The sequence below is a fragment of the Xanthobacter cornucopiae genome, assembly GCF_043195065.2.
Taxonomy (GTDB): domain Bacteria; phylum Pseudomonadota; class Alphaproteobacteria; order Rhizobiales; family Xanthobacteraceae; genus Xanthobacter.
In genome coordinates this window covers 75,034-88,605 of the sequence record NZ_CM195531.1, presented here as the reverse complement: position 1 = coordinate 88,605, position 13,572 = coordinate 75,034, and the positions used below count along the sequence as shown (strand labels likewise).

The 13,572-nt window shown below is 70.0% G+C and carries 8 protein-coding genes and 1 pseudogene; 4 read left to right on the top strand and 5 right to left on the bottom strand.

Translation table 11 applies throughout. The annotated features are described in order from the left end of the window. Positions 1-400 precede the first annotated feature (400 nt). Positions 401-1,063: an alpha/beta hydrolase gene (locus tag V5F53_RS00370; RefSeq protein WP_393995802.1), complete on the top strand. Its 663-nt coding sequence runs from the start codon at positions 401-403 to the stop codon at positions 1,061-1,063. A gap of 392 nt (positions 1,064-1,455) precedes the next feature. Here V5F53_RS00370 and V5F53_RS00365 read toward each other — a convergent pair whose 3' ends face one another. Beyond that, on the bottom strand, positions 1,456-2,565 hold the full coding sequence (locus tag V5F53_RS00365) for an anhydro-N-acetylmuramic acid kinase (protein ID WP_393995801.1): 1,110 nt from the start codon (positions 2,563-2,565) through the stop codon (positions 1,456-1,458). Between the two features lie 180 nt (positions 2,566-2,745). Here V5F53_RS00365 and tyrS point away from each other — a divergent pair, with 180 nt between their 5' ends. Then, complete coding sequence (gene tyrS / locus V5F53_RS00360) at positions 2,746-3,990, top strand: tyrosine--tRNA ligase (protein ID WP_393995800.1); 1,245 nt, start codon at positions 2,746-2,748, stop codon at positions 3,988-3,990. A 33-nt stretch (positions 3,991-4,023) separates the two neighbouring features. Here tyrS and V5F53_RS00355 read toward each other — a convergent pair whose 3' ends face one another. Beyond that, the gene (locus tag V5F53_RS00355; protein ID WP_393995799.1) at positions 4,024-7,428 is read right to left on the bottom strand and encodes a YhdP family protein; all 3,405 of its coding nucleotides are present in this window, start codon (positions 7,426-7,428) and stop codon (positions 4,024-4,026) included. Positions 7,429-7,778: 350 nt separating this feature from the next. Between V5F53_RS00355 and V5F53_RS00350 the strand changes: the two are divergent. Further along, positions 7,779-8,231: pseudogene (locus V5F53_RS00350) on the top strand (peroxiredoxin); the annotation flags it as partial. 36 nt (positions 8,232-8,267) lie between these two features. Here V5F53_RS00350 and V5F53_RS00345 read toward each other — a convergent pair. The 3 genes from V5F53_RS00345 to V5F53_RS00335 are packed head-to-tail and all read right to left on the bottom strand — an operon-like array spanning position 8,268 to position 11,058. Then, complete coding sequence (locus V5F53_RS00345; RefSeq protein ID WP_393995797.1) at positions 8,268-9,062, bottom strand: heme ABC transporter ATP-binding protein; 795 nt, start codon at positions 9,060-9,062, stop codon at positions 8,268-8,270. A 5-nt stretch (positions 9,063-9,067) separates the two neighbouring features. Further along, on the bottom strand, positions 9,068-10,156 hold the full coding sequence (locus V5F53_RS00340) for a FecCD family ABC transporter permease (RefSeq protein ID WP_393995796.1): 1,089 nt from the start codon (positions 10,154-10,156) through the stop codon (positions 9,068-9,070). Then, entirely contained in the window at positions 10,153-11,058 is a 906-nt protein-coding gene (locus V5F53_RS00335) for a heme/hemin ABC transporter substrate-binding protein (RefSeq protein WP_393995795.1), read from the bottom strand. The genes V5F53_RS00340 and V5F53_RS00335 overlap by 4 nt, the downstream gene beginning before the upstream one ends. Positions 11,059-11,367: 309 nt before the next feature. Here V5F53_RS00335 and V5F53_RS00330 point away from each other — a divergent pair, with 309 nt between their 5' ends. Further along, a complete protein-coding gene (locus V5F53_RS00330) occupies positions 11,368-13,551 on the top strand; it encodes a TonB-dependent hemoglobin/transferrin/lactoferrin family receptor (protein ID WP_393995794.1) in 2,184 nt (727 codons plus the stop codon). Positions 13,552-13,572: the final 21 nt, after the last annotated feature.

The following is a 13,572-nucleotide window of genomic DNA, read 5'->3' as shown; positions in this document are numbered from 1 at the left end:
CCGCCTCGATTCCCACTGCAACCTCCGGCCGTTCCAGCCGTTCTGAGGCTTGCAATTGCCAGCAATCTCGGTCATAGGTCAAATTCCAACCGTTCCTGCCTTGCGTAATATCCCCGGAGCGAACCTCCGGACGGCGCGTTGCGAACAGGAGCATGTTAGAATGATCCGAAAATGATGGGTTGACCCCGTCGTGAAGTCAAGGCGCTCAACGCGCGGGGCACGACCACGGAAAGGCCCGTGGTCGGCTTCGACCGCATCAGGATCGCCGGCCCGACAGTTTTCGGAAGGGATCGCCGACGGAAAGCCTGCGCCTTCCGCCCGGCGCCCGCCATAGACCGGTCCGCGCGCCACCCTGCACGGACCGACCATCGAGATCGCCACCCAGAGGTTGCGGACGTCCATGCCAGAAGTCATCTTCCCCGGCGAGAAGGGGCGCCTCGAAGGCCGCTACCAGCCCGCCAAGACCCGCAATGCCCCCATCGCCATCATTCTTCATCCGCATCCGCAATTTGGCGGAACGATGAACAATCCGGTAGTGTACAACCTCTATTACCAGTTCGCCAACCGTGGCTTCTCGGTGCTGCGCTTCAATTTCCGCGGGGTCGGCCGCTCCCAGGGGTCGTTCGATCACGGCCAGGGCGAGCTGTCCGACGCCGCCGCCGCCCTCGACTGGGCACAGTCCGTGAACCCGGACGCCCGCGCCTGCTGGATCGCCGGCTTCTCCTTCGGCGCCTGGATCGGCATGCAGCTGCTCATGCGTCGCCCGGAGGTGGAGGGCTTCATCTCCATCGCCGCGCCCGCCAACCTCTATGACTTCTCCTTCCTGGCGCCCTGCCCCTCGTCCGGCCTGTTCGTGCACGGCGACAAGGATGCGGTGGTGCCCACCACGGCGGTCCAGACCCTGGTGGAAAAGCTGAAGACCCAGAAGGGCATCGTCATCGAGCAGCAGGTCGTGGCCGGCGCCAACCATTTCTTCGACGGCAAGACCGAGGAACTGATGGGCGTGGTGGGCACCTACCTCGACAAGCGCCTGCCCGGCACGCGCAACACCAGCGCGGCGTAAGCCCAAGGAACTCTGTCGGGGCTCCGGCCCCGACAGGCGCCCCTTGCGCCGGCCTGACGACTCTTCGTCTGATCGCTCCCGTCTGATTGCCCCCCGCCCCCGGTGCTCGCACCCGATCGGCCGGCTCCCCGGTCATCGCGGCAGGGACAACGCCGCGTCCGCCAGCGCCGAGAGGCGAAGGCGGCGCGACCAGGGCCGGCCATGCCCCCCGCGGACATCGCGTCGTCCCCTGACGTGCCGCGCGCCGCCGGGTCCGCGCCGTTTCGGGCCCCCACGTGCCCCTGCCCCCCTGCCCCCTTGGTTCTCCTGCTCCTTGGCGCTGCTCCGGCAAAGGCCGCGTTCCGCTGCCGCCCGGTGCGCAGCCGGCACGGGTCGATGCCCCGCCTGCCGCCTCAGGGCCGGAACAGCACGCCACCCCCCAGGGGCGCGGCCACCCCGGTGGTGCTCGGATATGTCAGGGGCAAACCGCGCGCCGCCCGCGCCGCCAGGAAGCCGAAGGCGTGTGCCTCCAGCGCATCGGCCGACCAGCCCACCGCATCCGCCGTCACCACCTCTGCGCCGAGCCGCCGCGCCAGCATGGCGCACAGCGTCGGGTTGCGGGCCCCGCCGCCGGCCACGATCCAGCGCCGCGGCGCCACCACCAGATGCCCGAGCACCGCCGCGACGCTCGCCGCTGTGAGGGCGGTGAGGGTTGCCGCCCCATCCTCGAGGGTCATGGCCGAAAGCCCCGCGCGTGCCGCCACGAAGGCGCGGAAGGCGTTGCGATCCAGCGACTTGGGCGGCGCCAAGCGGAAAAAGGGGTGGTCCAGAACGGCCGCGACCGCGCCCTCGTCCACCGCCCCCCGAGCCGCCGCCGCGCCATCGGCGTCGAACGGCCGGCCGGTGCGCGCCATCAGGAAGTCGTCGATCAGGGAATTGCCAGGCCCGGTGTCGCAGGCGAGCGGCGGGCCCGCGCCGTCGATCACCGTGACATTGGCCACCCCGCCCACGTTCAGCACCGCCAGCGGCCAGGGACCACCAAGCCGCGCCGCCAGCGCCGCGTGGAATACCGGCACCAGCGGCGCCCCCTGTCCCCCCGCCGCCACGTCGGCAGCGCGGAAATCCGCCATCACCGGCACGCCCAGCAGCGCGGCGAGGCGCGCGCCCTCGCCGATCTGCACCGTCAGGCGGGCATCGGGCCGGTGCAGAACGGTCTGACCATGAAAGCCCACCAGGTCCACGTCGGGCGGCGACAGGCGCAGCGGGTCCAGCAGCGCCCGCACCGCCTGCGCGTGGAGATCGGTGATGCGCCGCTCCGCCGCCGCCAGCACCCCCGGCCGGTCGGTGCGGGCGTTGACACCGCGCGCGTCGGCCATGGCCTGCTCCAGCAGGGCGCGGGTCGGCCCGTCATAGGGCAGGGTCAGCGCCGGGCCGAGCCAGGAGATGGCCTCGCCGTCGGTGTCGATCAGCGCGGCATCCACGCCATCCATGGAGGTGCCGCTCATGAGGCCGACGACGCGCATGCCTTCAATCTCCTGTCCGCCCGGCCCGAAGCCGCCGCGCCCGGCGCCGGCGCGGCGGACGAACCTCCGCCCCATGCAATCTCGCGCCGAACCTGATACACCAGCCACCTTTCCGCGTCCGTAACGGACCTTGAGCCGAGCTCGCACCGACCCTCGAACCGATTTGGCCGATTGATCGCGATGACAACCTTCCGCTCCGATTTCCTGCGCACCCTCCATGAGCGCGGCTACATCCACCAGTGCTCGGACCTTGAGCGCCTCGATGCCAAGGCCGCGGAAGGCCCCATCACCGCCTATATCGGCTTCGACGCCACCGCATCGAGCCTGCACGCGGGGCATTTGCTCTCCATCATGATGCTGCGCACGCTCCAGCGCACCGGGCACAGGCCCATTGCCCTGATGGGCGGCGGCACCACCAAGATCGGCGACCCGTCCGGCAAGGACGAGGCGCGCAAGATGCTCACCGACGCGCAGATCAACGCGAACATCGCCTCCATCCGCAAGGTGTTCGCCCGCTTCCTCGATTTCGAGGCCGGCGCGACCCTGGCCAACAATGCCGACTGGCTGGACGAGCTGAAGTATATTCCCCTGCTGCGCGAGGTGGGCCCGCATTTCACCATCAACCGCATGCTCACGTTCGATTCCGTGAAACTGCGCCTGGAGCGCGAGCAGCCGCTCACTTTCCTCGAATTCAACTACATGATCCTGCAGGCCTATGACTTCGTGGAGCTGTCCCAGCGCCACGGCTGCATTCTGCAGATGGGCGGCTCTGACCAGTGGGGCAACATCGTCAACGGCATGGAGTTGGGCCGGCGGATGCGCGGGGCGGATCTGTTCGCCCTCACAACGCCGCTGCTCACCACCTCTTCCGGCGCCAAGATGGGCAAGACCGCCGGCGGCGCCGTGTGGCTCGACGCCGAGTTGCTCGCGCCCTACGAATACTGGCAATACTGGCGCAACGCCGGCGACGCCGATGTGGAGCGCTTCCTGAAGCTGTTCACCGAGCTGCCGCTGGACGAGATCGCCCGCCTGGCCGCGCTGGAGGGCCAGGAGATCAACCACGCCAAGGAGGTGCTGGCCACCGAGGCGACCGCCCTGCTGCATGGCCGCGCGGCCGCCGAGCAGGCCAGGGCCACCGCCCGCGCCACGTTCGAAGAGGGGGCACTGGCCGTGGACCTGCCCACGGTGGAGCTGCCGGCGGCTGAGATCGAGGCGGGCCTGGGCGTCGCCAGCGCCTTCGTGCGGGCCGGCCTCGTCGCCTCCACCAGCGAGGCGCGGCGCCAGATCAAGGGCGGAGGGCTGAAGGTGAACGACGCCACCGTGAGCGATGAAAAGGCGCTGCTGACACCGGCCAACATCACCGCCGAGGGCGTCGTCAAGCTGTCCCTGGGCAAGAAGAAGCACGTGCTCATTAAGCCGGTGTGAGCCGCCGGCCTGCGTCGCCACGCCCCGCCAGCCTCAGCGGCTCGGCGGGGCTTCGTTTGAATCGCGGTATTCGAAGATCTTGCGCAGGAAGCCCGGGGCCACGGCGGAGATGGGATTGACGCGCAGGGTCGGCCCGCTCATGGAGCCCACCACCTCGAACGTCACGCCCAGCAGGCCCTCGTTCGGCCCGCCGCCCAGCAGCATGCCGAGCACCGGCACCTTCGAGAAGATGTTGTTGAGCGCATAGGCCGGCACGAAGGTGCCGCGCAGCGACACCCGGTTGGCGGCGAAATCCACCGTGCCGTCGAAGGTGACGCCGGCCGAGGTGCCCCAGATGGCGCCGTCCTTGAGCGTGATCTTGCCCGGCGTGCGCACGAACTGCGCCTGCGCCTTCTCGAACGCCGCCGAGCCATCGACGATGTTGCCGGAGGAATCGCGCGCCGCGCTGGACAATTGAGACAGGCCCGGCTCGCCCTTCACGAAGAAATTGCGCAGGTGCAGCACGCCTTCCTGGGGCGTCGTGTCGGTGCGCGGCGGGTCCACCACCAGCCAGGCCTCGCCGCCCTGCATCTTGGGATAAACGTCGAGGAAGCGCAGCAGCGCCCCCGCATCGCCGGTGGCCACCTGCAGCGCCCGCTGCCGGCCCTGCCAGTCGCGGATCTTGCCGGCGACCGAGCCGTCGCGGCCCACCTTGGCGTTCAGGGTGAAATCCTGGATCTCCACGCCGCGGCGGGCGACCGAAAGCTCAAACTGGCGCAGCACCTCGCCATTGTTGCCGGAGAGCGCCCCCACCTTGGCGTCCACGTCCACATCCGGCAGCTTGGCTTGGCGCCGGCTGTTCGCGGATGAAGGCGTGGGCGTGCTCATGAGGCTCTTCATGATGCCGCGCGCATCCATCACCTCGCCGGTGATGCGGATCTTGAGCACATCGCCCGCCTTTTCGGCCTTCAGCGCGGCCTTGTCGCCATCGGAGAGCTGAAAGGTCGGAAAGTTCGCGGCGATGAGATCGCCGGTATCGGACATCTCCAGCGTGCCCTTGAGTAGCGTGCCGGAGCCTTCCATCACCAGGTCGTTCAGCTTGATCGACCGGCCCTGGTCGTCCATCACGAAGCGCGCCTTCAGCGGCTTGCCGGCGGGCTTGCTGAGGCCCGGGATCAGGTCGGAGATGCGGGCGGCGGTGAGGTCCACCTCGATGGTCGCGCGCGTGTCCTCATTGTTGGTGGTCCCCACCAGGCGCACCGCAAGCGGGCCGGAAATGCCGGGAATGTCGATGCCCAGCTTTACCCGGGCGGCGTCCGCCACGGTGGCGCTGATGCGGATGTCAGCATCGGCCACATCCTTCTTCTTCTGGTACTCGAAGGCGATGGGCGCCCCGGCGAGCTTGCCGTCGCCGCGCAGCAGGATGCCCGCGGGCGAGGCGAAGGCCTGCACCGTCGCCCCCTCCAGGCGCAGTGCCTTGAACACCTCGTCGAGGCCGAAATCGGTGAGGGTCGCCTCCAGCGAATAGTCGAGGTCCTCCGGCAGCGGCACCTTGCGGAAGGTGATGTTCACCTTGAGCAGAGCCTGGAACTTGCCGCGCGTGGTGGAGGGATCGAAGGCGGTGCCGGCCGGCCCCTTCAGGGGCTCCATGCCCAGCACCTCGACGGCGGCGTCCGCCGGCCCGGCGAAGCGCACGGAGATCTGGGCCGAGGGCTCGCGCGGGAAATAGTCCGGCAGGAACATGACGCCTTCCGAGACCGCAATCTTGCGGTTCTGCGGCGTCACCATGGTGCCGTCCGGCATGTCGATGCGCACCGAGCGGCCGGTGACGACGATGGCGAGGCTGGCGTTGACCACCGGCGGCAGGCCCTTCACCGGGCGCAGGGTGACGCCCTTGCCGTTGATCGTGAAGCGCACGCTGTCTTCCGGCAGCGGCACCTGCTTCTGGCCGATGAGGTCGAGGGGAATGTTCACCGCCAGCGTGATGCCATCGGCGGTGCCGGCGGAGACGTTCTCGATGGCGAACTCGCGGGCCGGCGGGGCGATGGACACCGGCCAGAAGCGCTTGACAGTGGCCACCGGCATGGGCGAGGCCGCCCCGTTCATGCGCAGGCTCGGCACCGCGGCACCGAAATCGAAGGTGGCGGTGAAGCTGAAGCTTCCCGCCTTGCTGCCGAGCAGGCCGCGCTCCACCACCAGTTGCCGGCTTGCGGTTTCGAAGGCGCCGGCCACCTGCACCTGGTCGATCACCAGCGGCGGCTCGCTCATCTCCGGCCCGGCCAGCACCACCCGGGTCTGGGCGATGGCGAAGGGCCAGTTGTCGCGGGCGCGGGCGGGCACCGTCACTTCGCCGTTCAGCGCCACCTTGTTCTCGTTCTTAGTGGCGACGATGGGATCGAGCACGATCACCCGCCGCTCCGGATCGAGCCGGGCGGTCAGGCGGGCGGAGTCGATGACGAAGCGCTCCTGCACCTCCTCACCGTTGCCGATGGCGCCGGGGCCCAGGGACAGGCTGGCCTCCGCCGCCTTCAGCGCGCCGCTGAGGGCGATCCGCGCGGTGATCTTCGCGTTCAGCGGGGTATCCATGTAGAAGCGGCGATGATCCTGGCTGAAGGCCTGGACCAGGTCGCGGGTGGACACGTCGTTGACCACCACCTCCACCGCCCGCTCCCCCTCGCGGGCCGGAGCGATGCGCGCCACGGCGGTGGAGACGCCCTGCGGCCCCTGCGAGGTGAAGCTCAGCTCCGCGCCGCCGCCCGCCATGCGCGCCAGCCGCACCGAGATGTGCTGGAAGGTGATGGCGCGGCCGGAACTCTCGTTCTCGACGATCAGGGTTCCGTTCTTCAGGCCCACGTCGGCGAGCGCGCCGCCGTCGAAGCCCACGGCATCGAGCTCGCGCAGCCATTGGGCGAGGAAGGTCAGCTGCAGCGGGTCCATGTCGCCGGCGGCGTCGGCCGCCGGAGCCGCCGCCCCAGGGCCGCCGCCGGCCGGGGGCATGGGGGCTGGGCCGGGCGGCGCAGCGGAGGCCGCCAGGGCTGGCGTCAGCGGCCGGGCACCGCGACCGGCGGCAACCGCCAGTTGACCGGAGGCGCTGATGTGCACGGTCATTTCCGCGCCGATGAGGTCGATCCGCCGCGCCTTGGGCATCAGCGAGAGCAGCGAGCCCTCCAGCTCCACCTCGGCACTGGGGGCGCTCGCCACCAGCTGGCCGTCCGGAGCCAGCACCTTGATGTCGTGCACCACCACGGCGGTGGCGCCGTCGGTGGCCGTCTCCACCGTGGTGGAGCCGATGGACACCTTGTGCCCGCCGCCGATTCGCTCCTCCAGCGCCTGCTCGATATAGGGGGTGGCCACGTTGGCGGTGACGGTCCCGGTGGCGATCAGGGCGTACAGCACCAGCGCGCCCAGGCCGGCGAGGGCGATCAGCACCAGGAACACGCTGGCCGCGACGCGGGCCAAGCGTCCGCGCGGCACCAGCGCGCCCATGAGGGTGCGAATGCGCGCATGCCGTGGTCTGCGCCGCTGTGGCGCCGGCGTCGGCCCTGAATCCACCATCCCCGCGTGGTCCTTCCCGCAACCGTGCGCGTCACCGGCGCCCAGGGCTTTCAGCCGCCCCGCCCTGCGCCACCGGTGCCGCGCCTCGTCTCTTCACCCTAATGTCCATATCCGGCGTAAAGATGAGGTGGATCGATCCGCGCGCACCATACCGCCGATCCCCCGAACAGAGCTATCTTTGGCCGGAGTTGCGGTTCTGCCGTATGGCGCCGAACACGTCGAAAGGAAGGCGGATGTCCCAGATTCCGGAAGTCGGCTCGAAAGCACCCCCGTTTCGCCTCAAACGGGACGGCGGCGGCGAGGTTGCGCTCGACGATTTCAAGGGCCGCAAGCTGGTGGTCTATTTCTACCCCAAGGCCAATACCTCCGGGTGCACCAAGGAAGCCATCGCCTTCAACACCCTGCGCGCCGCCTTCGCGGCCGCCGACACCGACATCGTCGGCGTTTCCGCCGATCCGGTGAAGGCCCAGGACAGCTTCCGCGCCAAATACGACCTTGCCTTCCCCCTCGGCTCCGACGAAACCCACGAGATGCTGGCCGCCTACGGCGTGTGGGGCGAGAAGAGCATGTATGGCCGCACCTTCATGGGAATCACCCGGGCCACGGTGCTGATCGGCCGCGACGGCACCATCGCCCAGGTGTGGCCCAAGGTGAAGGTGGACGGCCACGCCGAGGCCGTGCTCAAGGCCGCGCAAGCCCTGCCCTGAGCCCGCGGCGCGCCCGCGCCGCAGCGCGCCCGGGCGCTAGGGTGGAACCACGTTCTGCGGCAGCACGAACGGGCCCGGCGGCGCCACGCCCACCCGCACCCGCACCCCGAAGGCGCGCTGGAGCACGTCATCGGTGATCACCTCCGCCACGCCGCCCTCGGCGATGAGGCCACCGTGGGCGAGCACCACCAGCCGGTCCGCCACCATGGCCGCGAGGTTCAGGTCGTGCAGCACCGCCAGCACGCCGCCGCCGGCATCGGCATGGGCCCGGGCAAGGCGCAGCACGGTCAGCTGATGGGCGAGATCGAGGCTGGCGGTCGGCTCGTCCAGGAACAGGTAGCCGGCCCGGCCGGCAACCCCGCATTCGAGCTGCGCCAGCACCCGGGCCAGTTGCACCCGCTGGCGCTCGCCGCCGGACAGGCTGTCATAGCGGCGGTCGGCGAAGCCCGGCAGGTCCACCTGCCGCAGCAGGCGGGCGGTGCGCGCGGCGCCGTCGGCCCCGCCCAGCAGCCCCACCGTGACCACTTCCGCCACCGAGAAGGCGAACGCCACCTCGGCCGCCTGGGGCAACACCGCCCGGCGCCGCGCCAGCTCCAGCGGCGCCAGGGCCGCGATGTCGACCCCGTCCAGCCGCACCCGGCCGCCGGCCAGCCTCTGCTCGCCCGACATGGCCTTCAGCAAAGTGGACTTGCCGGCGCCATTGGGGCCCACCAGCACCGTCACCGTGCCCGGGCGCACCGTCAGGCTCACGCCCTGGAGCAGCACCCGGCCACCGGCCACCACCCGCACCGCCTCGGCGCGATAGGCGCCGGCATTCTTGTCGTCGCCCATCCCCCTCACCCCACGAACGCGCGGCGGCGCAGCAGCAGCCACAGGAAGAAGGGGGCGCCCACCAGCGCCGTCACCACCCCCAGCGGCAGCTCGGCCGGCGCCGCCAGCATGCGGGCCAGGATATCGGCCCCCAGCAGCACCGCCGCCCCGAGCAGGGCCGAGGCCGGCAGCAGCACCCGATGCGCCGGCCCCAGCGCCAGCCGCGCCAGATGCGGCACCACCAGGCCGATGAAGCCCACCACCCCCGCCGCCGCCACCGAGGCCCCGACCCCGGCCGCCACGCCGATGATGGCGAGGCGCTTCAGCCGCTCCACCGAAATGCCTACGTGGAAAGCCTCCGCCTCGCCCAACGCCAGGGCGTCCAGCCCGCGCGCGAGCAGCGGCGCGGCGGCCACCAGGGCGACGATGAAGGGGGCGGCGAGGCCGACCTTGGTCCAGGTGGCGCCGCCGAGGCTGCCCATGGTCCAGAACAGGAACTCCCGCGTCTGCTGCTCGGAGGCCATGAACACCACGACCCCGGTGCCGGCACTCGCCAGCGCCCCCAGGGCGAGGCCCGCGAACAGCAGCGTCGCCACCGAGGTGCGCCCGTCACGGGTGGCGAGGCGCGCGATCACCAGGGTGGTGACGAGCCCGCCCGCGAACGCCGCCAGCGGCAGGCCGAGCAGCTGGGCCGAGGCCGGCAGAGCCGCCCCCACGGCACCGCCGAACACCACCCACGCCACCGCCGCCAGCGCCGCCCCCGGCGCCACGCCGATCAGGCCGGGATCGGCCAGGGCATTGCGGAACACCCCCTGCATCACTGCCCCCGCCACCGCCGTGCCGGCGCCGGTGAGGGCGCCCAGCACCGCGCGCGGCAGGCGCACGTCCATCACCACGATGCGCTCGCGCAGCAGGCCGCCGCTGCCGGCGGGCACGCCGGCCGCCGCCTCCCATAGCACCGCCGCCACCCGGCCCGGCGGAATGGCGAATGGGCCGATGGCCAGGGCGCCGAGGAAGGCCAGCGCCGCCAGCACCGCGAACAAAGCGAGGCCGGCCGCCACCGGTCGGCGCGCCGTCGGCGCGGCCAGGGCGAGGGGAACGGGATCGGCGCTCATTCGTCGCGCTCCGCCGCCCAGGGGCGGGCCGGCAGGTCCAGCACCGCGGCGCCGTGCAGCGCCGCCGCCAAGTCGCGCGCCGCCTGCGGCGCCCGGGGCCCGAACCCCAGCAGATAGGAGCCGGGCAGGCTCACGAAGCGCCTGTCGCGCGCCGCCGGGGTACCGATGAAGGCCGGCAAGGCGAACACCGTATCGGCGTCCAGCACCTGCCCGCCGCCGCGCATCACCACCACCGCATCGGGGTCGGCGGCCATCGCCGCCTCGTCCACCGCCGGCTTATAGCCCTTGAGGCCGGCCATGGCGTTGCCCGCCCCGGCGAGGCGCAGCATGGCATCGGCGCTGGTGTCGGAACCGCCCACCACGGCGGTGCCATTGCCCACCGACAGCACGAACACCGCGCGCGGATGATCCTTCAGCCCCGCCACCGCCGCCTGGAGCGCGGCGAAATCGGCCCGCACCGCCGCCGCCAGGGCCTGCCCCTTCTCGGGCACGCCCACGGCGGCGGCCACCGCCTCGATCTTGCGCGCCACCCCCTCGCCATCATGGGCATCGGGAAGGATGACCACCGGCACCGAGGCGCCTTCCAGCACGTCGAGGGTGGAGCGCGGCCCGGCCCCCTCAAGGGCGAGAATGACGCTGGGCCCCACCGAGAGCACACCTTCCGGCGCCAGGGTGCGGGCATAGCCCACATTGGGCAGGCCCCGCGCGGCAGCGGGATAACGGCTGGTCTGGTCCACCGCGATCACCTTGTCGCCGAGGCCGAGGGCGAACAGGATTTCCGTCACCGATCCTCCAATGGAGACGATCCGGGAGGTGTCCTTCACCTCCACCGCGCGACCGCGCGCATCCACCACCGCCTCAGCGGCCACCGGCCCCACGGACGCCAGCAGAAGAAGAGGCATTGCACCGACCCGAGCGAGAGCATAGGCGATCCAACGCAGTTTTGAATCGCTCAAATCTCGCCACCTGGAGTCAATCTGCTTCAGTCGACTCACCATATTCGATTTATTCAAAATTCAAAACCTCGACATATGGTGACATTCCCGCACCAATAAATGGCGTTATTTCCATCATTTGACAAGGCATCGCAGAGACAACTTGACGCTCCACGGGTCGCGAGATAACTCGAAGATCGCAGATGAGAGGCATCTGCAGCACGCGAGGTTCCCTTTTGGGACGGTAGCCAGCCACGACATGACGCGGAGACGATCATGGTGCGCGGGCCATCGGACCCCAAATCTTCCACTCCGCTGCGTCACCTGTTCCTGGGTGGCGCGGCGGCCGGTGCCCTTCTGCTGGGCGCCGGCGCGGCGCTCGCCCAGAGCGCGACGGCAACCGCCACCCCGGCGGCGGCGAGCGACGACATCGCCCTCGACACCCTCACGGTGGCGGCCACCCGCGGCATCGAGACCCGCGCCGTGGACGCGCTGGCCGGCGTCAGCATCATCACCTCGGAGGAACTCACCGAGCTGATGGCCTCGACCACGCAGCAGGTGTTCTTCGGCGTGCCCGGCACCACGGTGATCCAGAACGGCAATTCCACCCAGGCCTCGATCAATATCCGCGGCATGCAGGACTTCGGCCGCGTCGCGGTGATCGTGGACGGAGCGCGGCAGAACTTCACCCAGCTCGGCCACAATGACGGCGCCGGCTCGTTCTTCCTGGAGCCCGCCCTGCTCAGCACCGTGGACGTGGTGCGCGGCCCGGTGGCCAACGTCTACGGCTCCGGTGCCATCGGCGGCGTGGTCAGCTTCCGCACCAAGGATGCCGACGACCTGCTGAAGAGCGGCCAGCAATGGGGCGTGGAGACCTCCGGCGAGTTCGGCGCCAACGGGCCCATGGGCTTCGGTTCCGCCTTCGCCGCCACCCGCCTCGGCCCGAACGCCGACCTGTTCTTCGGCGGCACCGTGCGCGCCCAGTCGCAATATACGGATGGCGACGGCAACGAGGTGCTGGGCACCGGCTACGACACCTGGACCGGCATCGCCAAGCTCACCGTCCGCCCGGCCGAATTCCACGAGGTGAAGCTCACCGCCCTCAACCTCGACAGCACCTACACCACCGGCAACACCTATCCCGGCACCGGCACCACTCAGTATGCCACCGACGTGACCAACCGCACGGTCACCGCCAGCTACAATTATTCCAATCCGGACAACGCCGTCTTCGACTGGCGCTCAAGCGCCTACTGGAACCAGGTGGGCCAGGACCAGACCAAGGTGGACGGCGTCTGCTCCAGCTCCACCGGCTGCATCGGCGATCCGCGCAGCTTCACCATCGACACCCTCGGCTTCGACGTGAACAACACGTCGCGCCTCGATCTCGCCGCGGTGAAGAACGCCATCACCGTGGGCGGCGACTATTTCCACGACAAGGTGGACAACCAGGACAATTTCGGCTTCGGCGCCGGCTACAACCCCTCCGGCGAGCGCTCGGTGGGCGGCGCCTTCGTGCAATGGCAGGCGGACTGGACCAAGTGGCTGCAGACCATCGCCGCCGTGCGCTGGGATGCCTACGAATTGTCCAGCGACACCGCTCCCGGCACCAGCGGCGACCGCTTCTCGCCCAAGATCACCGTCGGCGTCTCGCCGTTCGAGTGGATCACCTTCTACGCCACCTATGCGGAGGGCTACCGCGCCCCCTCGGTCACCGAGGCGCTGGTGAACGGCGAGCACCCCTCCGTCAGCCCCTATTTCTCGTTCGGCTTCCTGCCCAATCCGGAGCTTCAGGCGGAAGTGGGCAAGAACAAGGAAATCGGCGTCAACATCAAGTATAATGATTTGTTCATGAAGGGCGACAAGATCCGCGCCAAGGCCAACCTGTATCGCAACGACGTCTCCAACTATATCGACATCGACTACATGACCGGGGCGGTGCCGGCCTGCGCCGCCGCCGGCTGGACCTTGTGCTACCAGTACCAGAACGTCGCCGAGGCCCAGCTCCAGGGCTTCGAGTTCGAGAGTATGTACGACACCGGGCTGTGGTTCGCGGGTTTCAACGCCACCGTGTCGTCGGGCGACAACCAGACCGACGGCCAGCCGCTGACCTCGGTGATGCCCAACACCGTGGCCACCACCCTCGGCACCCGGCTGTTCGACCGGCGCCTGCAGGCCTCCGTGCGCTGGCAGTGGGTGGCGGCGAAGACGGAAGCCGACCTGCCCGCCGGCTCAGCCATCGAGCCGACGCCCAGCTTCAATCTCGTGAACGCCTACCTCGCCTACCAGGCCACCGAATGGGTGAGCGCCCAGTTCGCTCTGGAGAACCTGTTGAATGAGCAATACACTCAATACCAGCAGTTCGTGCCCAGCGCCGGCATCACCTTCAAGGCTGGATTGAAGGTCACGCTGGGCGGCGACGTCATCGCCGCGGCGACCCCCGCCCGCATCGTCAAGTGACCGGGTCGCCGCGCCCTCGTT

What these genes read in the sequence shown, in the direction of transcription:
- V5F53_RS00370 (WP_393995802.1), top strand. Translation starts at nt 401, where the DNA reads ATGCCAGAAGTCATCTTCCCCGGCGAGAAGGGGCGCCTCGAAGGCCGC.
- V5F53_RS00365 (WP_393995801.1), bottom strand. Translation starts at nt 2,565, where the DNA reads ATGCGCGTCGTCGGCCTCATGAGCGGCACCTCCATGGATGGCGTGGAT.
- tyrS (WP_393995800.1), top strand. Translation starts at nt 2,746, where the DNA reads ATGACAACCTTCCGCTCCGATTTCCTGCGCACCCTCCATGAGCGCGGC.
- V5F53_RS00345 (WP_393995797.1), bottom strand. Translation starts at nt 9,062, where the DNA reads ATGGGCGACGACAAGAATGCCGGCGCCTATCGCGCCGAGGCGGTGCGG.
- V5F53_RS00340 (WP_393995796.1), bottom strand. Translation starts at nt 10,156, where the DNA reads ATGAGCGCCGATCCCGTTCCCCTCGCCCTGGCCGCGCCGACGGCGCGC.
- V5F53_RS00335 (WP_393995795.1), bottom strand. Translation starts at nt 11,058, where the DNA reads ATGCCTCTTCTTCTGCTGGCGTCCGTGGGGCCGGTGGCCGCTGAGGCG.
- V5F53_RS00330 (WP_393995794.1), top strand. Translation starts at nt 11,368, where the DNA reads ATGGTGCGCGGGCCATCGGACCCCAAATCTTCCACTCCGCTGCGTCAC.